Origin of the sequence: Paracoccus litorisediminis (assembly GCF_009711205.1) — a bacterium.
Lineage (GTDB): Bacteria > Pseudomonadota > Alphaproteobacteria > Rhodobacterales > Rhodobacteraceae > Paracoccus > Paracoccus litorisediminis.
Map to the genome: position 1 here is coordinate 19,429 of NZ_WMIG01000027.1, position 23,144 is coordinate 42,572.

At 56.1% G+C, this 23,144-nt stretch carries 26 protein-coding genes and 2 pseudogenes; 11 read left to right on the forward strand and 17 right to left on the reverse strand.

Annotated features, from left to right (window positions below):
- Positions 1 to 64: 64 nt before the first annotated feature.
- The 9 genes from repB to GL300_RS23590 form a co-directional block, all read right to left on the reverse strand.
- On the reverse strand, positions 65 to 1,057 hold the full coding sequence (repB, locus tag GL300_RS23550; RefSeq protein WP_170297799.1) for a plasmid partitioning protein RepB: 993 nt from the start codon (positions 1,055 to 1,057) through the stop codon (positions 65 to 67).
- 1 nt (position 1,058) lies between these two features.
- Positions 1,059 to 2,285, reverse strand: a complete 1,227-nt coding sequence (gene repA / locus GL300_RS23555) for a plasmid partitioning protein RepA (RefSeq protein ID WP_343043184.1) — start codon at positions 2,283 to 2,285, stop codon at positions 1,059 to 1,061.
- Positions 2,286 to 2,682: 397 nt separating this feature from the next.
- Positions 2,683 to 3,297, reverse strand: a complete 615-nt coding sequence (locus GL300_RS23560) for a Fic/DOC family protein (protein WP_155042134.1) — start codon at positions 3,295 to 3,297, stop codon at positions 2,683 to 2,685.
- 3 nt (positions 3,298 to 3,300) lie between these two features.
- Positions 3,301 to 3,522, reverse strand: a complete 222-nt coding sequence (locus GL300_RS23565) for an antitoxin VbhA family protein (RefSeq protein ID WP_155042135.1) — start codon at positions 3,520 to 3,522, stop codon at positions 3,301 to 3,303.
- A 402-nt stretch (positions 3,523 to 3,924) separates the two neighbouring features.
- Positions 3,925 to 4,224, reverse strand: coding sequence for a hypothetical protein (locus GL300_RS23570; protein ID WP_155042136.1), 300 nt, complete (start codon positions 4,222 to 4,224; stop codon positions 3,925 to 3,927).
- Positions 4,225 to 4,888: 664 nt separating this feature from the next.
- Positions 4,889 to 5,227, reverse strand: a complete 339-nt coding sequence (locus tag GL300_RS23575; RefSeq protein ID WP_155042137.1) for a helix-turn-helix transcriptional regulator — start codon at positions 5,225 to 5,227, stop codon at positions 4,889 to 4,891.
- Between the two features lie 12 nt (positions 5,228 to 5,239).
- Positions 5,240 to 5,491 (reverse strand): type II toxin-antitoxin system RelE family toxin, encoded by a 252-nt coding sequence (locus GL300_RS23580; RefSeq protein WP_155042138.1) that lies wholly within the window; start codon positions 5,489 to 5,491, stop codon positions 5,240 to 5,242.
- Positions 5,492 to 5,668: 177 nt separating this feature from the next.
- Positions 5,669 to 5,875: a hypothetical protein gene (locus GL300_RS23585; RefSeq protein ID WP_155042139.1), complete on the reverse strand. Its 207-nt coding sequence runs from the start codon at positions 5,873 to 5,875 to the stop codon at positions 5,669 to 5,671.
- A gap of 71 nt (positions 5,876 to 5,946) precedes the next feature.
- Positions 5,947 to 6,198, reverse strand: a complete 252-nt coding sequence (locus GL300_RS23590; protein WP_155042140.1) for a hypothetical protein — start codon at positions 6,196 to 6,198, stop codon at positions 5,947 to 5,949.
- A gap of 326 nt (positions 6,199 to 6,524) precedes the next feature.
- On the opposite strand from GL300_RS23590, the pseudogene GL300_RS27210 reads away from it, so the two are divergent.
- Positions 6,525 to 6,716 (forward strand): annotated as a pseudogene (locus GL300_RS27210) (integrase core domain-containing protein); the annotation flags it as partial.
- Between the two features lie 51 nt (positions 6,717 to 6,767).
- Here GL300_RS27210 and GL300_RS23600 read toward each other — a convergent pair.
- On the reverse strand, positions 6,768 to 7,010 hold the full coding sequence (locus tag GL300_RS23600; RefSeq protein WP_155042141.1) for a hypothetical protein: 243 nt from the start codon (positions 7,008 to 7,010) through the stop codon (positions 6,768 to 6,770).
- Between the two features lie 284 nt (positions 7,011 to 7,294).
- Between GL300_RS23600 and GL300_RS23605 the strand changes: the two genes are divergently transcribed.
- Positions 7,295 to 7,966, forward strand: coding sequence for a ParA family protein (locus GL300_RS23605; protein ID WP_155042142.1), 672 nt, complete (start codon positions 7,295 to 7,297; stop codon positions 7,964 to 7,966).
- A complete protein-coding gene (locus GL300_RS23610) occupies positions 7,963 to 8,286 on the forward strand; it encodes a stability/partitioning determinant (RefSeq protein WP_155042143.1) in 324 nt (107 codons plus the stop codon). Before GL300_RS23605 ends, GL300_RS23610 begins: the two co-directional genes overlap by 4 nt.
- 39 nt (positions 8,287 to 8,325) lie before the next feature.
- On the opposite strand, the gene GL300_RS23615 is transcribed toward GL300_RS23610, so the two are convergent.
- From GL300_RS23615 to GL300_RS26935, 4 genes are all read right to left on the reverse strand, one after another.
- Positions 8,326 to 9,354: a replication initiator protein A gene (locus tag GL300_RS23615; protein WP_155042144.1), complete on the reverse strand. Its 1,029-nt coding sequence runs from the start codon at positions 9,352 to 9,354 to the stop codon at positions 8,326 to 8,328.
- 232 nt (positions 9,355 to 9,586) lie between these two features.
- Positions 9,587 to 10,051 (reverse strand): hypothetical protein, encoded by a 465-nt coding sequence (locus tag GL300_RS23620; RefSeq protein ID WP_155042145.1) that lies wholly within the window; start codon positions 10,049 to 10,051, stop codon positions 9,587 to 9,589.
- 26 nt (positions 10,052 to 10,077) lie between these two features.
- Entirely contained in the window at positions 10,078 to 11,829 is a 1,752-nt protein-coding gene (locus GL300_RS23625) for a type IV secretory system conjugative DNA transfer family protein (protein ID WP_343043186.1), read from the reverse strand.
- Complete coding sequence (locus GL300_RS26935; protein ID WP_246195382.1) at positions 11,826 to 12,308, reverse strand: hypothetical protein; 483 nt, start codon at positions 12,306 to 12,308, stop codon at positions 11,826 to 11,828. Before GL300_RS26935 ends, GL300_RS23625 begins: the two co-directional genes overlap by 4 nt.
- Before the next feature lie 1,063 nt (positions 12,309 to 13,371).
- Here GL300_RS26935 and mobQ point away from each other — a divergent pair.
- Positions 13,372 to 14,757 carry a MobQ family relaxase gene (gene mobQ / locus GL300_RS23635; RefSeq protein WP_155042146.1) on the forward strand — a complete coding sequence of 462 codons (1,386 nt, stop codon included), beginning with the start codon at positions 13,372 to 13,374 and terminating at the stop codon, positions 14,755 to 14,757.
- Positions 14,758 to 14,922: 165 nt separating this feature from the next.
- Here mobQ and GL300_RS27555 read toward each other — a convergent pair.
- Positions 14,923 to 15,039, reverse strand: a pseudogene (locus tag GL300_RS27555) (IS66-like element accessory protein TnpA); the annotation flags it as partial.
- A gap of 262 nt (positions 15,040 to 15,301) precedes the next feature.
- On the opposite strand from GL300_RS27555, the gene GL300_RS23645 reads away from it, so the two are divergent.
- The 6 genes from GL300_RS23645 (at position 15,302) to GL300_RS23670 (ending at position 21,117) form a co-directional block, all read left to right on the forward strand.
- Complete coding sequence (locus GL300_RS23645; RefSeq protein WP_155042147.1) at positions 15,302 to 15,574, forward strand: hypothetical protein; 273 nt, start codon at positions 15,302 to 15,304, stop codon at positions 15,572 to 15,574.
- A gap of 332 nt (positions 15,575 to 15,906) precedes the next feature.
- Positions 15,907 to 16,755, forward strand: a complete 849-nt coding sequence (locus tag GL300_RS23650; protein ID WP_155042148.1) for a sulfotransferase family 2 domain-containing protein — start codon at positions 15,907 to 15,909, stop codon at positions 16,753 to 16,755.
- 94 nt (positions 16,756 to 16,849) lie between these two features.
- Positions 16,850 to 17,968 carry a glycosyltransferase family protein gene (locus GL300_RS23655; RefSeq protein WP_155042149.1) on the forward strand — a complete coding sequence of 373 codons (1,119 nt, stop codon included), beginning with the start codon at positions 16,850 to 16,852 and terminating at the stop codon, positions 17,966 to 17,968.
- Between the two features lie 49 nt (positions 17,969 to 18,017).
- Positions 18,018 to 19,169: a UDP-galactopyranose mutase gene (gene glf, locus GL300_RS23660; protein ID WP_155042150.1), complete on the forward strand. Its 1,152-nt coding sequence runs from the start codon at positions 18,018 to 18,020 to the stop codon at positions 19,167 to 19,169.
- Positions 19,170 to 19,198: 29 nt separating this feature from the next.
- Positions 19,199 to 20,143: a hypothetical protein gene (locus tag GL300_RS23665; RefSeq protein ID WP_155042151.1), complete on the forward strand. Its 945-nt coding sequence runs from the start codon at positions 19,199 to 19,201 to the stop codon at positions 20,141 to 20,143.
- A gap of 41 nt (positions 20,144 to 20,184) precedes the next feature.
- Positions 20,185 to 21,117: a hypothetical protein gene (locus tag GL300_RS23670; protein WP_155042152.1), complete on the forward strand. Its 933-nt coding sequence runs from the start codon at positions 20,185 to 20,187 to the stop codon at positions 21,115 to 21,117.
- A 171-nt stretch (positions 21,118 to 21,288) separates the two neighbouring features.
- On the opposite strand, the gene GL300_RS23675 is transcribed toward GL300_RS23670, so the two are convergent.
- Positions 21,289 to 22,101, reverse strand: coding sequence for a sulfotransferase (locus GL300_RS23675; RefSeq protein WP_155042153.1), 813 nt, complete (start codon positions 22,099 to 22,101; stop codon positions 21,289 to 21,291).
- Positions 22,102 to 22,315: 214 nt separating this feature from the next.
- Between GL300_RS23675 and GL300_RS23680 the strand changes: the two genes are divergently transcribed.
- Complete coding sequence (locus GL300_RS23680; RefSeq protein ID WP_211595359.1) at positions 22,316 to 22,573, forward strand: transposase; 258 nt, start codon at positions 22,316 to 22,318, stop codon at positions 22,571 to 22,573.
- A 268-nt stretch (positions 22,574 to 22,841) separates the two neighbouring features.
- Here the strand turns inward: GL300_RS23680 and GL300_RS23685 are convergent.
- Positions 22,842 to 23,144 (reverse strand): helix-turn-helix transcriptional regulator (locus tag GL300_RS23685; RefSeq protein ID WP_155042154.1); only part of this gene is annotated, 303 nt, incomplete at its 5' end.

Consider the following 23,144-nt stretch of genomic DNA (forward strand, 5'->3'; position numbering starts at 1 on the left):
GGGTTCCATTCGGGAGGCCTATCTTTTTCCGACACTGCTCCTTTGTTGTTGTTGGTTTCTCATTTCACTCTGCGTCGCTTGATCGCGCGAGGAACTCGGAATGAAGCCGCGGGAAAAGTGTTTCCGCGTTCTCGAGCAGCCAGGTGGCAAACTGGTTTTCGGTCGCGGATGATTGGAAGATCAGTTTGCCTTTCTGAAGCGAAAGCGAGCCAAGTTCACTCCCGTCCTGTGCCGTGATTGCCAATTTTCGTGCCTTAGCCGTCGGGCGTCCAACGCTCGGAGCTTTGCTGCCGAGGAGGGATTTTTCCCAAGCATCAAACCGCTGGTCCGAGGTGAGATCAGCTTGAAACGGGGCAGGGTGGACCGATACCGCGTCTATCTTGGTCTCGATGATGCGGGACGCGAGCTCGTACCAGCGCTTCCACCCGACAGAAGGTGCGGCACCAATCCTCTCAATGACTTCGCGTGGAAACGCCTCTCGGACCTTGCGCATGTGAGAGGTGTGGCTTCGATTGACGTTGAGAGCGTCCTGCACGACATGCGCCTGATACCCGGCATCTTCCAGATCACCGGCAAAGAGCGCCTTCTCGATGAATGACGGGTCCTTACGGAGATTGTTTTCCTGGCCCTGAGCCAGAACTGCCTCTTCATCCGAGAGGGTTTTAATCAAGGCCTTGATTGGCGTGCCAAGCGTTTTGATAGCTGCAAGCCGCCTGCGGCCATAAACGACCTGATATCGCCCACTTAGGGTTGGGTGGGGACGGAGCAGGATGGGAACCTGCTGTCCGTGCTTTGAAATGCTCTCCCGCAGGTCTGCAACGTCATCATCGATGTTGCCCAACCGGTCTTTGAGACCAGTGTTTTCAATTAGGTTGGGATCGATTTCTTGGACTGAGCGGCTACCGACGCTTCGCAGGTCGTTTCGGATTGCTGCAATAGGGCCAGCATGCTGAAAAACCTCAGGCATGTTGGACCCAGAGCGAGATGTGTTTGTGTTGGCGTCATCACTACGCACTTTCGACGGAGCAATCCCCTCGAACATGTTTTTTCGGGCCATATCAGAGTCTCCCCCAAGCCTTGTGGATCTCTTGCTCCAGTTCACGGGCGACAGCATTCACCGATTCCATAGCGCGATCAAAGGTGTTGCGGTTCATGCTGCCGCGGCCAACCTCGAAAAGGGTCTGATGCGTAAGGCCAGCGTCTGCAATGGCCGTAGATTTCAGGAAGGTTTCGGTCATAACGCGATTTCCGAAGTTTGCACGCAGCAGACCTGCGACCTGAGCTTGTGGGCCGTCTGATGGCTCGAAACGCGAAACGAGATAGCGAAGGAAGTCGTATTCGAGCGACATCCCTGACTCGCGGATTGTGTCTAAGAGCGACGATGTCATGGTCAAGAACTGCGCCAATGACGCGACATCGATGAAGTTAGGTACCACCGGAACGATGATTGAGGAGGCGGCAACCAGCGACGAAAGCGTCAGGAACCCAAGCTGTGGCGGGCAGTCGATAAAGACCAGATCATAACTAGCCTCGACGGAGAGAATTGCTTCCCGAAGACGTAGATAGAAGGGAGGCTCGACGCCCCGGCGAAGCGCAAACGGGGTTTCGGTTTCGTATTCTGACAGGATCAAGCCGCCTGCGGCTATGTCTAGTCCATGAAAATAGGTCGATCTGATGACCTCGCTCATTGGAAGGGGATCATCGTATCGGATGGCGTCGTAAATTGTACCCTTGTGCGCAAAGTCGATCTCCGGCCGCAGGCCGGTCATGGATGACAGAGACGCTTGGGGGTCCATGTCGATCACGAGAACACGATATCCGTGCAACGCGTACCACTGGCTAAGATAGGCCGTGGTTGTGGTTTTTGCGGATCCGCCTTTGAACGAAACACAAGAAAGGATTTGGAGGGGTTCGCCGCCGATGCGGCCTCGTAAATAGAGGGAGGGGTCACGAGTCGCCCGTGCCAGAGCGAGCCTAATCTGTCCCAGATCTTCGGCCGAATAAGTCCTTCGTCCACGTTGGTCCATTGACACGTCGGGGATCTTTTCCTCAGCGTGCAACTTCCTAAGGTGGCCAGGGGTAAGTCCGAGAAAATCTGCGGCTTCGGCAGAGGAGAATGTCCTGAGGTATTTTCGCGCATCAGGCGCAAAATTGCGCTCTAGATGCAAGCGGATAGACTCGTGCAGCGTCGATGCGTTGCTTTGAAGCTCGGCGAACACACGCTCTTCTGACATACCGCCCTCACAGTCCCACGCCGGGTCGCCCAGCCGCTCGCTTTCGAGCATTATTGTTCTGTAGCGCAAAAAACCGCAATTCTCGTAATTTTGCGCTACAGCAAGAAATGCTTCAAGTTCATTGGTCCTGCAAGAAAATTCGACGGCGGATCCTCAACTTTTGGGAGCGCAAGAGATGACCGCCGTGTGCCGTCGAACTAAGATATTGAAAATAAGTAAATTAAAATTGCCTCCTGAGACCTTCGACGATGGTCCCCTTGCCTTTGTGGATGTCGACGGGTGTCCGGCTCACGAGCCTTGCTGACTCGTCTAACTCGAATCGAGGCCAACTCACGACTCATTGCGCCGGCACACGTCCGAAGCTCATGCTTCGGCCTTACGCGACCATACGGAGCTTTTCTGCGAGACCAAAGGAAAGTGGGCGGCAGGTGGTTGGCATATGGTGAATTTAGCCCTCAGGCTCGGTAACTGACTTCATTTGCTGTATGAGTATTCCCTTAAGCTCGGACGTGCGCCCCTGAAACGAGGCGATCGCGGCATTGATCATTTCATCTGTGGTGACGCCCTCCCATGTGAGTGAGTGGCCGGCACGCGCAGCAAGATAGCGCACGTACTCCCGCAAAGCCCGACCATTGCCCTCGCGAAAGGGATGCAGGACGTTGAACTCTCCCATGTAGAACGCCATGCGTTCGGCCCATTGCTCTGCATTGCGGCCTGCCAGCCAGTTTTCAGCTGCAAGCTCGCGCCCCAGCCTAATGCCCTCCTGTTCGATGAATCGGCAATTGGCGAAGCGGCTTCCTCCCTTTGAGATATCGACATCGCGAATTGTGCCAGCCCAAGAATAGATGTCTCGAAACAGGGCGTTATGGATGCTCAGCAAGTAGGAAAAACCTGGACCATCTGCAGGCTCGGGGATGGGATTCAGACCGATCTCAATGGTTGCTAGGAGGACGATAGCCGCCTCAGCCTCATCAAGTTTGGCTTGGCTATGGAGGTTGAGCTTGTTGATCAGCACCTCGCTACCCGGATAAAGGTGCCGATCGTCGCCTTCGTATTTGGACATGCCTCAGAGAGTGCTGACGGCTTTGCTGTATCTCGTCACGAGACGGGTTCGAAGATCCGACAGGCTGACTTGCCCGGTTTCGAACGCGGCGAAGTCAGCACGCGCCTGTGCATCGAGTTCCAGTCCCTCGATCTTCTGGCTGGCGATGGCGCTCGCAATAAGTTCGCCGGTCAAAGCCCGAGGAGAAGTAGATGGTTGGGCCAGAGATGAAGACTTGGTCTGCATGATTCATGTCCGTTGAATTATCAAGTCAGACCCTAACAGATGTTGGGACAGCATGCATCGCCGTAAATGTGGCATTGCATCGATTCGAGAAGGGCAGGGGGCTCGGAGGGATTGTTAGTCCCGCGATGAGCACCGCTTTCTGAGGGCCTTGCGGCGAGCCAACAACCCTTGATGTCTCGATTTTGGCTAGTCCCGATAAGTGGACCTTATCGGTGAACACGGCCCTAACCACGACTGTTCAGGTGAACCGCATCTGATCCACAACTTACGGATAAAATAAACAATCTCCTGTCTTTTCCCCTGTTACGGTTGACGCCCTCACTTACCGTAATAGCGCCCGGACCGCAGACGGCCTGTCCGGCGTTTTGCGTTTCTCAGGAGGTCGCGCCTCGGGCGACAGCGCTATCGTTGCTCATCCGACGCGACGATAGCGTTGGAGGCCTCTGTCACAATCCATTTGGGCATTTCGACAATCTTGCCAATAGCGCGTGCTGTTGCGGCGCGAGCGGCCTCCAACTCCGCCACCGCAGCTTCCAAGGTCGGAAAATCACCCTGCACGGTTGTATTGGGCAGGCGGTAGGCCTGACCATTCTGGACTGGAATCCAAGGCGACCAGCCCCGAGGTATGGTCTGCTCGATGAATGGAGCATACGGGCTGGGGAACGTATTGGTTAGGTCATAGGACGCAAGGAATTGGGGCATTTATCACTCCGGTTGTGTCTGCAGTGAAACACATCACCCCTAGCATGACTCCCCCGCAGCCGTATCCCTGCCTAAAAGGGCAGAAAGGTTAAACAAATCCATTCCGATTCGCTTGATCCTCCCCGAACGGGACGGCGGCCACGACCGCTCTGTGTCGCGCAGGCCGTCTTCTGAAATTCAGCCGTCTATCAGCTTGTCCAACTCAGGGTTTCCCCTAAAGCCATCACATTCATAAATGCCGATTACATTTTCGCCTGCCGGCGGTGCAGCGCGGGGATGGGTAAGCTGGGCTAGGTAATCGCGGAGATGTTGTGGATCCTCTATGATGCCGCCTTGCCGCAATCGCGCCATCGGGTTCAGACCACACCCCAGAACGGTGCTGTACTCGTCGATATTCTCAGTGTTGCACCGCACAAACTTCGTCGTGGCTCACCCCTCAAGAATGGTATCAGCATCGCATGCGGCGCGATGTCGACAAAACCTGCTTCAGTACGGTTCACCTGCCGAGAGTGCATAAAGTCCTTGACTGCCCCCCGCCTTTGTTGACATCTTGCCGTCACCACGATTGTACCCGGACGGCAGGCAGCCTGTCCGGGCGTATTGGTTTTTCGTCGTGATCTCTCCTGACGGCCCCGCCCGAGCAATCGGCGCGGGGTTTTCTTTATCAGGCGATCATGTCGAGATCGACGGACAGGGCTTCGGCAATCCGTTTCAGGGTCGCAATCGAGCCGGTGCGTTTGCCTTGCTCGATGGTCACCAGCTGCACCCGGTTGACGCCAGATGCTTCGGCCAGAGCCATCTGGGTCAGGCCGCGAAACTCGCGCAGCACCTTGATCGGGTTCTCGCCTTCCACGATGCGGTTGACCACATCAGCGGGGTAGCTTTCTTCGCCCGCATCCAGTGCCGCCTTGGCGCGGTCATAGGCCTGCAGGTCGGCAAGGTCTTCCGCCGCTTCGCGCAGGCGGTCATATTCTTCGCGGGTGATCGTGATCATCTCGTTCATGTTCGCCTCCTATCAGTCGTAAATCCCGCCACGCGGGCCAATTTCCAGAACGGCCAGGACGTTGCCCTGGTCGTCCATGATGACACGCCAGTCACCCACCCGCAGCCTGATGCCCTCGCGTCCTTTCAGCGCCTTCACGTTATTCGCCTGCGAAGCAGGGTCGGCAGCGTATTCGGCGATCTTCTCACGGACGCGGACAGCCATATTGCGCGGCATCCGGATCAGGGCTTTCAGGGCTGCTTTGGTGTAGGTGATCTGCTTCATGAGCTATGTGTAGCTCATAGCTACACATGTAGTCAAGAGTTACACAACCTGACTATTGCCTGATCCGCTTACATTTCCCTTCCCATCCGCTCGACCGCTTCCCGAGCGGGGAACACTGGCCGCTTTCACAACGCATGGTTCGGGCTTCCGAAAATCAGGGGCGCAGATCAGCCAGCTTCAGCGAATCCACCGAGCTTGGGTGACATCTCGCTTTCTGGCTTCGTTCAAGAGCCAGTTTACCGCCTCGGTTAGATCATTGACCTGCTGTTGTAGTTGTTCGTTCTGCTTTTGCAGGACGCTGTGATAGGAGATATGCTCGCCCGCACGTTCGCGATATGCGGGTTTGGGCAGCTGCCGCCTCAGAAGGTTTTCAGGGACGCTCATTCTACTCACCTTTCCATCTGGATGAGCCGAGTGTGCCTCAAAAAGGTTGCCGGCGCATATCCGCGCGAAATTCATGACGCCGGTGGGATGAGCACGCCCCAGCGAGGGTTCCACTTGGCCCCTTGGTGAAGGTAGGCCCCGCGCCGGCAATGAAGCCATCGAAGGGGGCTGGTAAACCCCTGCTCGCGATCCGCTGCGGGCTTCGTTCCTCCGTGGGCCGCCCAATTATAACGGACGGTGATGGTGCCGTTCGAAAACACCTCAAGACAGGTCATGTCGGGTGGAATGTCGTTCAGGTCACGGATCTGTTCGAACTTCAGCATTTGCTCCTCCTCGTGCTGAACGACCAGCTTGCCGCCGCTCGGGTTCCCAAAGCAATACAGCATCGCGACGCATCTAAACTTCGAGGCCGGGCATGGCAAAGCAGCGCGACCTAACCCCCAAACAACAGTTGTTCGTTCAGGAATACTGAAGGACTTGAACGCTGCCGCTGCCGCGCGCCGGGCAGGATATCTCGGGGCGATCCTCGCCAAGTAGGGCATCAAGTAGACCGCGAGGCCGGGCTCGGAATTGATCAGCGATAGCCTGACAAGAAACGGGAGAATGATGCCCCCACACAGTCACTTGCTTGCCATTGCTTTCCGAATGCTCTTTGCGGAGTGATAAATTATGGGTGACCAGCCTACCAGCTATGGCGTGGGATGGGCATCTCATGGACCACCGCAGGAGACGCTTAGCAATCGGCTCATGGATCGAGGATTACAACGACAACCACCCGCACTCAGGGCTGAAGATGCGCTCGCCCCGCGAGTTCATCGCAGCTGAAACCGCAACCGCCTGAGTGTCCGGCGAAACGGGGGCAAGACCAGTCGGGGCTTACCTGTCCCCTACCCTAGCAATCTTTATCCTCGTCCGCTGCCAATGCACCCCAAGGCTCGTCCGCGTCAAAATTCCCCAGATAATATAAAAATTCCATTGGCTTAACAGAGATTTCATATTTGATCGACGGCGGGATCGTTTGGAGGATGAGGAATATGGATGCGCTCAAATTGATGATGATGAGCCACTTCATATCTCGCACCCGCACACTTTGATAAACATTTAACGAATACGCAGGTGTATAGCGGATTTTCATCACATCCTAAAGCTGTGTTATGGGTTAATTCCCCATGTCAGTCGGGCCCGTGAGGCTAATCGCGGATGTGGAGGGCGACAAAGATACCAGTTAGCTAGCGGATAGCTTATCGTTACTAGATAGCTTTCTGATAGCGTTCAGAGAGGCCAGCAATAGCTGAATCTTTCTCATTATCGAGATCTGATAGCTACCAGATAGCGAAGAGTTAACTAGTAGCTATCGGATAGCGTCTTGTCAGAATCAGTGCTTTTAGGCTTCCTGTAGAAAAAGAGCAGGGACAGGACATGCCAGTAATCAGCTTTGCGAACCCCAAGGGCGGGGCCGGGAAGACCACAACCGCCCTCTTGGCGGCGACACAGCTTGCCGAGGCAGGCGCTTCCGTCGCCATCATCGATGCCGACCCGGAGCGCTGGATTTCGCAATGGGGCGCGCTGCCGGGCAAACCGGACGCGGTGCGCATCATCAGCGACGTCACCGAAGACACCATTGTTGATGTCATCGAGCGCGAAGCCGCCCAGGCGCAATTCGTCATCGTGGACCTTGAGGGCACAGCATCATTGATGGTGGCAAACGCTATTGGCATGTCGGATTTCGTGACGATCCCGCTGCAGGGGTCGAGCATGGACGCGAAGGGTGGGGCTAAGGTGCTGAAGCTGATCGCCTCGCAGGCAAAGCTGGCACGTCGCACGATCCCCCACGCTGTCGTGCTGACCAGGACCAGCGCCGCCGTTCGGTCGCGCAGTCTGAAGAACGTCACCAGCGAGCTTGAGGAAGCGGGCATCCCGGTTTTCGAGACGGCTATCGTCGAGCGCGCAGCCTATCGCGACCTGTTCGACTTCGGCGGCACGCTATCTGGCCTCGATGGCGCGCAGACCAGCAACATTCAGAAGGCCATCGACAATGCGCGCGATTTTGCGGGCGAGCTGGTCGCGAAGATCCGCGAGGTGTCCGCATGACCGGCACGCGCGCCAAGATCGGCTTCGGTGATGCTCTCGGGGATCTGGGCAACTTCATGCCATCCAGCCCGGCAAAGTCTGTGCCAGCGCCAGAGGCAGCCGCACAGGCCGGGTTTATGCGCCGGGAGCCTGTACCGATACCTGCGCCGCAGAAGCAGCAACGGCGGCGCAGGACGGGCCGCAATGCCCAGATCAACATCAAGGCCACGCCAGAGACGCTTGAGGCATTCTATACCGCAGTCGATGCAATGGGCTGCGGGGTAGGGGAGGCGTTCGAGATGGCCGTCGAGCTGCTGCAGAAGAGGCTATCTGATGGATAACTGATACCTAACTGGTAGCTGTTAGGTATTAATCGTTTCTCACGGCCGACCACGCTTCTCAAACCACTTCCGGCAGAAGCCCAGAAAGGCCATTTCCGGGTTGCGTGGGGTCTCGGTCGCCCAAGCCCTCCATTCACTTTCGATGTAGCGCACATCCCAGCCAGGCGCAGCCTCACGGGCCATGTCATAGACCTCGGGGTCTAGGGTAGGGATGGCCGCTGCTACATCAATCGTTTCGGGTGCAATTGTGCCGCGGCTTCGCACCTGAAGAATGTCTGTCTCCGTATCAAACCTGATTTCGTAGTCCGGCATATGGCTATGCTTCACATCTTCTTCGGCAATTGCAGAGACGAGGCGTCGAAACTCACGCTGCGAAGATCCTGACCCGCATTTCTTCTGCAGTGTCTCAAGGCTTATCCGCCATTCGCGCTGCCTTCCGCAGTGCTTCCGCGCCAGTTCATAAATTCGCCGTTCAAGCGGCTTGCGCAGACGGAAGTAATCGCGGCTGAGGGTCAGAACTTCCTGTGCCTTGATGGCGTTGAAAACCCAATCCGACAACTTGATTTCGACTTCCTGCATGCGGCCCTCGCGCGTCTCGCGCACGATACGCGCCCGCTCGATCAGGCCAAAGGTTTCAAACACTTCCTCGCCGCCGGTCGCAATGTTCGTTGAAATCCTCGTGCCAGCCAGGCGCTCCATAGCCGCCTTGAGAAGGTCATAGCCGCGCCCTGAAATCATTCGGTTGGTGGCCCTCAACAGGTCAGAGGCCTGAAATTTGACGATCTGCTGTGGCTCTCGACCCTCGTTCATGCCCCTAATGATCTGGCTGATACAGAAGATCAGAACATCGCGGTCATGGACCGTCGCAAGCCCATCCACCGATGGCTTGACCTCGACCTTGATTCCGTTGTGCTCATAGACCCGCGGGCGGGTGTCCGGCTTGGTCGAGAGCGAGAAGATTGGATGCTCCATCGAGCCGATATCACCCTTCGGCGCGGCGTCGAGGATGTCGCACACGAAGAAATCCCCTTGCGGGTGTCGGTCGGGCAGTAGGGGATACTCAGCCATTCTCGCCTACGTCACTTCACACACACGCAAGCATACAACGTCACTTCACACACGCAAGCAAGAAAAACGTCACTTCACACACGCAGAATCACCACTTTGCCCACGCCGAAACGTCACTTTACACACAGATCATGACAGCAAGTGATTGTTATAATTTGGTAAAATAGCTGTCGCGAAGACCGTAACACAGATTCTAACACCTATATAACACCCTGAACCTGTGGATAAGTCCTCAACTCCCGATCATCATGGCGGTGACCGCGGCCATTCCGATCCCTGCCCCCATGGCTCCGATCCAGACCCAGCGCCGCTGAAGTCGCCATCTCTTTGAGGCGACCAGCTCATTACGCAGATACTCCAGAACCTGGTGTTCGGCGGCTTCCAGTTCCTGCAACCGGGTCTTGGTGTCAGCGAGGCTCTTGCGCAGAAGCACCGCGCTGTCGGCAAAGTGGGTGAGCACTGGATCGAGGATCTGGGCAACTTCATCGCCGATCAATTGCCCAGAGCGCTGCGGGTCGTTCTGAGCCTTGACCGAGACTGCGGCATCGCGGGTTTCCGCCACGAGCGCCAGCAGGGCATCAATCCTTTCACCCTGATGATCGAGGCGGCCGGACATGCCGGCGACGACTTCGCCGAGCAAAGCGACCATCTCGCGCAATTCCGGATCACGCTGCAGGGCAGGGGGCATCGGGGCCATATCGGCTTCTCCTGTCGGTGCTTGGATCACGGCTGCGGCTCGAACAGGCCGCTGAACTCGGGATCGGCGTAGTAGCGCAGCTTGCGGGCGGCGGTGATGGGCTGGCTCTGGATGCGCAGCAGCTGGGCTTCGGGCGGCAGCTGCATGATCTCGTCCGGGGTCAGCAGGTCGCGGCCAGTGACGCTGGTGGTCAGGCTGTCGAGCTCACCCGGCTTCTGACTGACGCTGCGATAGGCGGTGGTTTCCTGGCCGATGCTCTGGCTCAGCCATCTGGCGGTCTCGAGATCATTGACCCCGAAGACCTGCTGCACCCCGGCATTGGCAATGAAGGTGCTGGCCCGGGTGCCGTAGAGGTCCTTGAGCTGGCTCATGTCCTGCAGGATCGGCCAGAGCTGGATGCCATAGCCGGCCATCAGCCCCATGGCCCGCTCCACCGCCTCCAGCCGTCCCAAGGCCGCGAACTCATCGAGCAGGAACAGGGTCGGGGTTGGGAGTGGAGCACAGAGCCGCTGAGTGGGTCGCTGAACGGCTGTCTCCGGATTGTGGCTGGCAAGCGGCGCGGAGGCTGGAGCGGCCTCTCTGCGCGGCTCTGAGGCGCTCTGTGCATTGGTCAGGGTCTCGGCATCGCGGGCAATGTCCTGCAGCGCCTCGGAGACCAGCAGGCGCAGCCAGCGGCTATAGGCATCGAGCCGGTTCGGCGGCAGCACCAGGAAGATGGTGGTGACCTCGTGACGAAGTCCGGCAAAGCGCAGGTCCGAGTGGCCCATCGCCGCGGTGATCCGCGGGCTGTCGAGGAAATGGGTATGGCGCTGCGCATTGGACAGCACCGAGGCGGCCTCGCGATCGGCCTTGCCAAGGAAACGGTTGGCGGCGCGGGCGATCAGCCCGTAGGCAGCGTCGCTCTGCTGCATCAGCTCGAGCAGCTCGCGGAAGCGTTCCGGGGGCAGGGTGAGATACTCCCGCAGCGCAGCGAGGCTGCGGCGCTCCGGGGTCTCGTGGCAGGCCACGAACATGATCAGCCCGGACAGCAAGGCCTTGGCTTCCTCGTTCCAATGCGCCTCGGAGACCTGACCCGGCGGATCCATGACCAGTGCTTCGGCCAGCGCCGCGGCATCCTCGCCGAGATCGGGGCTGTCGGGGGTCAGCCGGTCGAGCGGATTATAGGCGGCTGCCGGCAGGCCGGTGACGCCGAAGGGATCGAGGACATGGACGCTGCCGAATTTTTGGCGCGCCCTGGCGGTGATGCGGGCATTCTCGCCCTTGGGGTCAATGACCAGCATGGAGCGGTTGGCGGTCAGCAGGTTCGGGATGATGGTTCCGACACCCTTGCCGGCACGGGTCGGGGCAAGGGTGATCAGATGCGCGGGCCCGTCATAGCGCAAGAGCCGGCCGGTATCGGCATCGCGGCCGATCAGCAGCCCGTCGCCGCGCGCCAGCGCGGCGCGTTCGGCCTTCGAACTGAAACGGGCGGAACCATGGCTGGCGCGGCCCAGCCGGATGAAGAGAGGACTCAGGCCGCAATATTGCGCCCAGAACGTCACCGCCAGCGCCCAGACCGGCAACAGCACCGACGCGAGGCCGATCCAGCCCAACACGGTCACCGGCCATTCGCCGCGCATCTCGCTGCCGCCCTCGATCAGACCGCGCAGCATGGCAAAGACGAAAAGCCCGACACCACCGCCGGCCCCCAGCGCGACGAGCAGCAGCAGGATCCAGATCGGCAGGGCGATGGCGAGTGCCCCGGCAGTGACCAGCAGTCGGAACAGCCGGCCGATCACAAGCGGACTCCCGGACCTCGCCGGCTGTTGGTCTCTTCCGCCTGCCTGCGAAGTTCTTCCCGCAACCTGCGGTCGTCGTCGCTCACCGCCCCGACATCAGAAGGCGAAAGCGCTGCCATCGTTTCCGGGGAGGTCCTGTCGATATCGACCGCCTCGGGGAACGCACGCTCCCCGGCATCGGCACTGCCCGCCCGGGCAGATCCAGCTTCAGTCACAGGTGCCACGGCGGCGACCTTCACATCCCAGCCGTCGAAGGTCTTGCGGTCCTGGTCGCGGGGCAGGTTGCGGATCAGCCGGTCGAGCATAGCGGAGGCATGACTATCGCGGGTGGCGAGGTCGATCAGTGCCGCGCCGAGGATGACCTTGCGCCTTGTATCGAGCTTTCTTTCCTTTGCCGCTTCACGGTTCTTCAGCGCCTGCAATCGCGCCCGGGCCTGAGCATAGCGCTTCTCGGCACGTTCGAGCTCGGTCTCAGCCATGAAATCTCCTTCCGGGTCAGAAACACCTTGGATTGAAAATGATCTTGAAGACGCAACCGCTAGCGCGTACCCGTGGGCCTGTAAAGGACAAGGGCGCACTTATGCAAACTTCCGCTCACCTGCGGTTCGGCTGCAGTTTGCGTGCGATCTCCCCGGGGCAGAGCCCCGGCCGATGGCGAACCCCATCGCTGCCCGCGGCAGCGAACCGGAAGAGCGCGCCGCCTCTTCCAGACCATCTCAAGCCAACCTTGGCGGTTGGATCGCCCGCCGTTCCGCGGCCCGGTGCCAGGGACGTTGCTCTTCGCTGGCGCTGGAGCAGACTGCCTGGCATCGGGGCGGAACGGTTGCGGCAGGACGCCCGGGGCTTGCTGGGCCCGGCGCTGCGGCATGGGTGCGGCATCTGGCTGACAGCATCGCGCCGCGCCGTTCTGTCGCCTGCAGCGGCAACGGCTTGGGGTTGCCGCTTGTGCGGAACCCGGCCGGCTGCCAGCATGGCGACACGGATGGCAGCTGCCCCGGCCGGCCCCCATCCCTCTGCGGGAGATGTCCGGGGTCATGCCGGTCTCCGGTATCGGTCTGTCCTGCGGAGAGGGCAGGGCAGACCGGCTGCTACCCTCCCGTCGCCTGCGCCGCGCAGATCCCGGGCTTGCTTCCTGCGGCCCGTGCTGCCAGCCTTTCCGGCATCGCGGCCTGTCGCGGCTGATCCCGCCGGCAGACCGCGTCCGGCGCGCGCTGAACGCGTCGGCTGTCCTCCTGGGAGGCGATCTGGCAGGGAAACCTCCCGAGTGGACGGGAAGCTGGCCCTGGCAGCGGAGATGTGTGGCGTGGCTTTCGCGGCGCATGCAACTTGCGCGCGACACCGCTGCCGCCTAACCTCGCCTTTGGCGCGGTGGGGCATCCCAGCTCTCTCGGTTCTCACAACCCCCGTGCTCCTGGCGGTACATGCTCTCGCCGGATGCCCTCCAGGCCAGGTTCAGGTTCCCTGCTGGTCTGCGGACCTGGAGGGTATGCCGGCCGGGCGCGCAAGGTGGCCGGGCCGGCGGTCTTTGCCGATGGAGGGGGCATGGCCAGCTACCACCTCTCGGTAAAGACCATCAAACGCAGCGCCGGACGTTCGGCGACCGCCGCTGCGGCCTATCGCAGCGGATCGGTGATTGCCTGCGACCGCGAGGGCCGGGTGCATGACTACAGCCGCAAGGCCGGCATCGAGGCCTGCTTCATCCTGGCACCGGAGGATGCGCCGGACTGGGTGCAGGACCGTGCTGCCTTGTGGAACGCCGCTGAGGCCCGCGAGACCCGTAAGAACTCGGTCACCGCCCGGGAATGGGAGCTGGCGCTGCCGGCCGAGCTCGGCGCCGGAGAGCGCGCGGCGCTGGTGCGCGAGTTTGGGGCGGCGCTGGTGGCGCGCTACGGCATCGCCGTCGACGTGGCGCTGCATGCGCCGCATCGCGAGGGCGATCAGCGCAATCACCATGCCCATGTTCTGACCACCACAAGGGCGATCGGCGCAGACGGCTTTGGCGACAAGACCCGGGTGCTCGATGCGGCGAAGACCGGCGGCCCCGAGATCGAGGTCATGCGCGAGCTCTGGGCCGGGCTGCAGAACCGGGCGCTGGAACGGGCCGGAGAGGCCGCGCGCGTCGATCACCGCTCGCTGGATGTCCAGCGGCAGGTCGCCGAGGCGCGGGGCGATACGCGGACGGCCGAGGAACTCGACCGGGCGCCGGAGGTGAAGCTCGGGCCGGCGGTCAATGCGATGGAGCGGCGGGCGCAGCGCGAGGCAGAGCGGGACGGGGTGATTTACCAGCCGGTCACCGAACGCGGCCGGGCGGTACATGTCGCCCGTCAGGCGCGCGCGGCATGGCAGCAGATGCGGGAACGGGTCGAACAGGTCCGGGACGCCTATGACCAGGCCCGCGACAGCGGCCAAAGCCGGGTCGCCGCCGGGCTCGCCGCGCTCAGGGCCGCGGCAGCCAAGGGTCGCGCGCAGGAGAATAGGCAAGGCGGCTCCACGCCAGGTGAACTACGGGCGCGGCTTGCCGGAAAGCTGGACGGCATACGGGGATCAGAGGCGGTCGAGGAGGAGCGGTTGCCTCCGGCGCAGAAGTCTGCGCGACCGCAAAATCCGCACCTAGTGCACGCGCTGGTGCATATCTCCGACGGTGTAGCGCGTAGTGAACGGATCGGATTCGGTCGCGAGGAAGAAGCACATGCATTCTTCCGGGATTTGAAACAGTCCTATGGTGTCAGCATCCTCGCCCAAGCTGCGGCAGGAGATGATCGGGCGCTGACCGTGGACTTCCCGGACGCTGGCCAAAGGAGGCGAGTGGTGTGGGGCATCGCAGTGCTGGGAAGGAATTATGGGGAGATAGCTCGAACTGAGCATGAGATTCGGCGATTGGTCGGACACCGGATGTGCCGCGGGCATGATGAGGGCTGGGAGCGGTGAGGATGTATCCGTCCGGCTTGACTGCCATTGACAGTTAGGCCTGCTGCCAACCCCAAGGCAGGAGTTCGTCGATGCGGTTGATCTTGTGATCGGCGATATGGGTGAGCATTCCGACAGATGGTTCGCCCGAAGACCATACCGTGCCGCAACCGCATTCACCGTCGCACCCGGCTTCAAGCTCTCGGCCACGATCCGTGCCTTGATGTCATCCGGCCAACGGCGCTGCCCGTTGGCCCGCATATCCACCCCGTAGTCCCGGAGAAACTCCACCGTAGTCGCCATCGCGAAACTCCAGCCCGATCTGCCTCAGGCGCGAGGTCGCAGATCTGGCGATCAAGTGGAAGGTGGGGGCCAGGATGCGCATACATCCTAACTGACATTTTTTTGCGCCTTCCGGTTGCTGTAGGGACGGCGAAAGATGCCCGCACACGTGCAAATGGCACATTAGTAGGATGACATCCTCTCATGCGGGTGATGGCGGCTGGACTACATCTGCTAGCCTCGGGCATAGAGGCGTGAGCACAAGGCGAGTAGGGGCCGGAGAATGAGCTATTATCACCACCTAATTAAGAAATTTGATGGTTGTCCGGTGTCTGTCGCAATCACAGACGATGCTGACTGGCGGGCGGCCATAGTTGCACCGATCAAGAGGGTGTCGTCACTCACGACCGCAGCAGAGTATATTCTAGACAAGGGCAGTAGTCTGCGGTTCGTCGTGGTCACAGCCCATACCGCCGAAGGCGATGTGGATATCAATCCCGATGACGTCGAAAACCTTGTTGCCGTAGTTCAATTGATTCGCGATTGCCAAGATTGACGCCAGAAAACGGGAATCTAAGCACTCCACAAGTTCAGCTTCGCGTGAAACATCATTCCCTCAGTTCGGTAGGAAATGCGCCCATCTCCAACCCTCCGGTCCGCGCGATAGGCACCCAACGGCGGTGGGGCCAAACAGTCTAGCTAGTGCGATCCGATGTTGAATGCAATGTGAAGGAGTTAGCGACAAGTAGCCATCAGCGCGCCCAAGGATCTTGCAGGGTTGGGGCATAGCAGTAAAGACCTGCCTCCCAATAAGCTCCCAACGAAAACTAGAAAATATCGAAAAATGCACCCTCCGATAAAACCCCAAGAAAATAGAAAGGAATATAAATGCCATTCAGGGATCTAGATAAAGTTGATCTATGTGAATATGTAATCTCTGAGCGGAAAAATGTCCCGTTCTGGTTGTTTATGCATATACCAAAAACCGCAGGATCATCATTTTCCGAGTCAATGCAACGTTTGCTGCCTCCGTATAAAAATGTTCAAGTTGATTATGCGGACGCCGCTCTTACGCACAATGAAAAGATTAATCTAGCTGCCGACAATTTTATTGAGGCTCACTCAAGGAGCGCTTACCGTTCCGCATCCGGGCATATGCCATATGATCTTATTGAAAAAATAACGAATGTTATACCAGGTGCAAAAACCGTAACATTTCTCCGTAACCCGGTGTCACGGGTTGTATCTGATTACAGATATCAACGGACTCCTCAACACCCCCCATACGAAGACTTTAAGAGGCGATTCCCAACTATCGAGAGTTATATCGAATCCACAGAATCGCAAAACAAAATAGCAAGATTTATTGGCGGCAGAGGTGTCGATCTACGCAATATTGATCTAATAGAAAGAATTGACGAGAAGTTCTCTTTCGTTGGTTTATTGGAGATGTATCCACTGTCATACAATGTGATATTCAATTTGTTTGGGCAAGGAGGGCAGTTTCCGATCATCCACTCAAGGAAAACGCCGGACATCGCAGACACCAAAGTTGATATTACTGAAGAGATAATTTCTAAAATAAAATCAACAAATAATCTTGATTTAGAAATTTATAATCACGTTAGTGCTAGATTGAATAAAGTGAAGGGGGAGTGGAAAAAGTATTTGGAGGTAGGGTTCCCGGATGAATGGAAGGAGTTGAGTAAAGGAGAGGTGGAGGAAATCGAAGTATAAAGTCTCCTTCGCTATCGTGTAATATCTCACCTGAAGTGGCTAAGTGTGCTTTGAAATTCTCGGAGTCAGGGTTGTGACAAAGAATATACATGTAATGTATTCGTTCGCCGGAAACAAAAATTTTGGCGATGACTATATCGCTAGCGAGTGGATTCGTTTTAATAAAAAGTCCGGATACGGAAAGCAGATACTCTTCTCGTCTGACTCGACGTGGTTGCAAAGCTATCACATGCAAGATGGAGCAATATTCAATAACGTTCTGCCTGCCATTATACATCAACACGCAAAAGAAATGCGGGAAAATTTAGGGGTGGAGCGGTTAAGTGTTGCGCAATATATCGAATGTGGAAACGCTGCCGCTGACTTTCTAATCGAAAGTGATCAATGGCGCGGCCTGATACGAAATATCGTGTCTCTTCAGGCGTGTGGCGGCGGATACGTCAACCAGATATTTCCCCAAGTCTATTCTGTAGTAAGCATGATGAAGCGCTTAGGAGAGCGACTCGCTGTTCCACTTTACGGAACCGGATTAGGGCTTTGCCCAATGGACACCACAGATTCTGCGATAACTTCAGTATTCGAGGGATTCGAGAGAATTGAGTGTCGCGACAGGGAGAGCCTCAATGCCCTTAATGAAACTGGGGGTAAGATAGCTTCTTCCTTCGGATGTGATGATACTTTTCTAACGCCAGTACGGTACGCACAGCAGCCTACGAGAAAACCCACTCTCTTCATAAACATACAATCAGATTCGAACGCGCATTTGCAAAGTGAGATATTGAACAGGGTGCAGAATCTGGCAGGCCAGTTGAAAGATACACACACTGTAAACTACATCCACTTCTTTCAAAGATCTGATGCTAGATTTCTATCTGCCTTGAAAAACGTGGTCGATATAAGCGCTGTTTACAGCAAGGATCAGCTATATGCTGGCGGACTTCCGTTTCAACAAGGTGATATCTGCGTTTCATCACGCTTTCACCTGCATATGCTAGCGTCACGTTTGGGCGCTAAAGGTGCATATGTTTCCGGTCGTCCTGGCTACTATGATATAAAACATAGGTCTGTTGTAGATCTTGGGTCAAATTGGATTGATTTGATGGATGAAAGTTTCGTTCCGGAATCTATTCTAAGTCAATCTGCTCCGGAGATGGATGAGTGTAGCCTCATGATGAGTAAAAGAGCGTTGGCAACCGAAATTCTCATGAATTGAATAGATCAGTAATCACTCCGATACGAAAGCAGGACTGAAAGTAAGAAAAATGCAGAAAAATATTCTCATGATGGGAGCTGGACTCTCATGTGCCGTTATCGGCCGCACGCTTGCAGAAAGTGGTCACAGCGTGACGGTAATTGATTCACGCGAGCATGTGGGTGGAAACTGTTTCACTGAGCGTGATGAACGTACGGGTGTAATGCTTCACGTATATGGCCCCCATATTTTCCATACAGATGATAAAGAGGTATGGGACTATGTTAATAAATTTGCTGAATTTAGGCCTTATAAAAATCAAGTGAAAACGACCTCCGGTGGCGAGGTTTACTCTCTTCCCATCAATTTGCATACCATTAATCAACTATTTAAGTCCTCAATGCGCCCTCAGGAAGCCATTGAATTCATTTCCAATAAATCGGACAAATCTATTGTTGATCCTCAGTCTTTTGAAGAGCAAGCGCTCCGATTTGTCGGCCCTGAGCTATATGAAGCGTTCTTGAAGGGATACACTCTTAAGCAATGGGGAAGGGATCCAAAGGATCTGCCTGCATCCATTCTCAAGCGCCTGCCAGTTAGATTTAATTATGATGATAACTATTTCTTCCATAAATTTCAAGGAATGCCATCAAATGGATACACCGAAATGATCGAAGGCATCCTTAATCACCCAAATATTTCCATCAAGCTTGGCGTTCGCGGTGACCGTGCGCTAGCTACTCAATTCGATCACACCTTCTATAGCGGTCCATTAGATGGTTGGTTCGATTATTCCATCGGGAGGTTGGCGTATAGAACATTGGATTTTGAAAAATTCTACTTTGATGGTGATTATCAAGGATGTGCCGTAATGAATTATGGCGACGCTGATTATCCATATACTAGAACTTCCGAGCACAAGCACTTTGCACCTTGGGAGGAGCATGAAGCTTCTGTATTGTATAATGAAAAGTCACGCGAATGCCAGCCGGACGATATTCCTTATTATCCTATCAGACAGCAGGCGGAACGTGAGCTATTATTGCAGTATGTAAAGATAGCAAAAGGTGAGCGAGGTATAACGTTTGTGGGACGACTGGGAACATACCGATATCTAGACATGGATGTCACTATTAGGGAAGCACTAGACTGCGCCAGAGAATGGCTTCTGGCCGATGAGTGCGGCGGAGAGCTTCCGATTTTTAGTGTAAATCCAATCTAGATTTTAAAGGTTAAAAGGGAGTATGTGCGATGAAGTACGCTATTCTATTTAGAACACATTACTGGACAGATTATCTGGCCGTTCGTTTTTCCGAACTTAAATCGATGGCGCCTGGGGCCGATGTTTATGTGGCTTATGACGCAACAAATGGCAAAGCCCCCGATATCCCGGAGGCGGCCTCACACTCTCTTGCTTCCCTTCGTGCATTAGGATTGTATTTGCCTGAGGAGAAAGCGCTATGGTATTGCGGCGACTATCCGTTCTATGATTTCTATCTACGAAATCCAAATTATGACTTTTATCTAATGATCGAGAACGATGTTTATCTACAGGGCATAGATATTGACAGAATTGTTGCGGGGTGCCTCGATCAGGGTGTGGATATTTTGGGTGCGCATTTCCTAAATGTCAAAGACACCAAACCTGGTCAAGCATTTCACGCTGGGTGCTCGAACTACGATGTATGGCGCAAGTGCTTCTTCCCGGTGGTTGGTTTAAGACGTTCTGCACTTGTGTCTCTTTTCTCTGAAAGACTGCGGCAAGCGGAAAGAAAGGAGCGCAACCAAGAGTATGAGATACCATTCTGTGAAACCTACGTCGGAAGCGAGTCACTTCGGCAAGGTTGGGCCAATAGAGAGCTGGGCTCGGTAACGCCACTACGCACCTATGGCGCTTCAAAATATATGCTTCATGACAAGATCAGTACTGAGTACTCTTCTGGCGTATGGCATTCCGTTTTTCCGGCAGATCGCTACATTGACTCAAAAATTAATCTTGAATATCGGAAGCATGGTAAAAATTCTTTTACTACGCCAGATTTGGTGTCCGACCTTCGAGACGCGATTACCTATGCGAAAGTTTCTGCCGATAATATACTAATTCATCTGGTGCGATCGACGAACGGCAAAGTTAACAAAGAGCTGTTCAACGAAAGGATTAGTAATTACCTAATGCCAAACTTAAGTGATTCGTAATCGGATCCTGATTAATATTCAACTATGGTGCGCGGATTGATATGAAGATTGACGAAGTATTCAATGGGAAGTTCAGTGCGGCGGAAGCCGAGGTTCAGCTAAAGAAGATCCTTCATCAGTGGTGGTACAATAATTCACACGCAGGATTGGCTATATCTCGTGGCGATTTGTATGAGATAGTTTCAGCGCGTGATAGATCGCGATCCTTGCTGGACCAGTTGTTTTCTCGACTGTTGGAAGAAGCAGAGGTTCGACGCAGTAATTTTTCTCTCTTTTCTTCGTGGAAGTTCGTTTCATTGGGAGAGGACTGTTTCAGTAGGTCCCTAACTACTAGATGGGGTTTCAAAAAATCATCAGGGTTGGGGGAGAAGTCACGACCATTTGACCTTGCTGTTCATCCACCAGGCTCTCTTAAGGCCCTGATTGATGAAGACTTTGCCGGCTATCTTGACTCAGAATATTTGCAGTTCAGTGAGCGCGCGAATCATTGCTTCAACAGGAAGTATGGTGTTGGGTTCAATCATGAGACTGGAGTTGAATATGCAGAAGACGACTTTAAGAAACTGAAGGAGGTCTATGCTCGGCGCGTGGCTATTTTTCAAGGCGATCTTTTAGACACTGCCAGAACGTGTTTTGTTTTACACCTCGAAGGTCCCAGTGATAAAAAATGGGGTGATGCGATGAGGCTCATTGATACAATTTTGGAGAGAAGCGCGTCTGTTGACCCTGTCATATTCTGCATTTCCACTTTTAAGTTTGGAGCCAATATTGACTGTGCAGCGCGCCTTGGATTTGAGCGAAAAGGTGTTTACTTCATAGAGAAGGCCTATCCGTTCCCGAAGTATGTTTGGCACGTGTCGAATAGAACCGAGGAAGGTAAGGAGTTTGAAAAGAACATTGCGGAGAATGTAGCTAGTTTGCTGACCGATCACGTCGATAGGTTAGGTGGAGAGTATCGACCGCAGGGCGCATAGTAGTATTGGTTTAACTGGCTAGCTATGAGGCGGAGTGAGATATCGATTAACTGTCTTTTCGTGTTGTTAAGGGGCGGGTTATTACATCGTGGTCGGATGCTGTAACAGCTACCCCGGCGAGTGCCAACTGGAAGCAAAAAACCCGACTGCATGGCGGTCGGGTTTTTCAAATCAGATTTTGCTCAGGAAGTCCTTAGTGAAGCGTCTTTCCAGCCAGTCATATTGGCGCCGCAGGAGGATGCAGGCGGCCTCTTGAACACCGTCCGGGACATGGACTCGAGGGGACATGTGACTGACGCGCGAAGCGCGGGGGTAGCCCCCCTCCGTCAAGCCTGAGTGCTTTTCCACGCTCCGTAGCAACGCCATTGGTTCCGTCTTGATCTGCTTGAAGGGCAAGTAGAGCACGCGGTCTCCGAGGGTGTCATCAAGGAGCTGGATTGTGGCCTCATAATCGCTGCGCTTGCGGTGCGGCTCCTCGGTGATCTGTCTGAGCCAATGCTCTACAACGAATTGCTTATCCCCACTTTCACACATGTGCTTGCGGGCTGCAGAGATGATGCGGTCAGCAGGATCTCGGATCAAGTAGATGGCCTTGAAGTTGGGGCCAAGGAGCTCGTGCATATAGCGCAGGTTATCGGCATCGAGCAGGGCATAGGCCGGCGTGATGTCGAGACTCTGCTTGTCGTCGGGGCATCGCGCGTAAGCGGCGCGATACCACTCCTCGGTGAGGATTTCTATGCCGAGCAGTTGGGCGTATTGGGCTGCAATCTCGTGCATACCCGCGGCCTCGAACTTATTGTGGAGACGCCTAATTTGTCTCTTCATCCCGGGGATCATCCATTTCTGCCCGGTCATGCGGTGGTTGAAGTATTGCATCTCCTTAATAGGCGAAGGCCAGATGCTGGGATTGTCGATTAGATTGTCGTGAAGCCAAGTCGTTCCGGCTTTGTGAGCGCCAAATCCAATAATCTGGGGCAGCGTCATAGGAACAAATCCTCTTTAAGACCAATATGATGAAAATAAAGACCTGCGGCCGGGAGGCAGTGGGACACAAAATTAGCAAAAGGTTAACAGACGATCTGGCTTATGGCTGATTAATCTCATCCGGTGTGGCCCTATCAGCCCGCTGGATTAGCCCGCCCTCGACGTAGATTGCAGAACACGATTCATCTCCGCCAGGACGTCGTCGGAGGTGATCATGCGGCGAGCCACGCAGGCCAGCGTCGCGCAGGAGCTTGGCATCACCTCGTCGCAACTCAAGGGCTGGCGGCTCGAGCTTGAGGCCGCGGGTTCCGCCGAAGCCGTGCGGCGCCAGAAAGCTGAGCCCGCAGAACTGGCCGAGTTGCGTCGCGAGAACCGTCGCCTGAAGGAAGAGGTCAATGGGCGGCGAAACCATGAGCGCGAAACTCGCCTTCATCGCCGCCCGGTCAGGCCTAGCCGGAACCCGAAGTGCTGATCGCTTCATAATTAATGGCTACCGATAAGCGGGACTTATCGGGAGTAATGGCCCGGCGTCGAGGCGTCCAGGTAAGCCGAATTTGGGCGCTCTGCTGCGGATCGAAGCGGGTAGGTGCATAAAGTAATTGACCGCCCCTGCCCTTGTTGACATCTTGCCGTCACCATAATTGCGCCCGGACGGCAGGCAGCCTGTCCGGGCGTATTGGTTTTTCGTCATGATCTCTCGAGACGGCCCCGCCCGAGCAATCGGCGCGGGGTTTTCTTTATCAGGCGATCATGTCGAGATCGACGGACAGGGCTTCGGCAATCCGTTTCAGGGTCGCAATCGAGCCGGTGCGTTTGCCTTGCTCGATGGTCACCAGCTGCACCCGGTTGACGCCAGATGCTTCGGCCAGAGCCATCTGGGTCAGGCCGCGAAACTCGCGCAGCACCTTGATCGGGTTCTCGCCTTCCACGATGCGGTTGACCACATCAGCGGGGTAGCTTTCTTCGCCCGCATCCAGTGCCGCCTTGGCGCGGTCATAGGCCTGCAGGTCGGCAAGGTCTTCCGCCGCTTCGCGCAGGCGGTC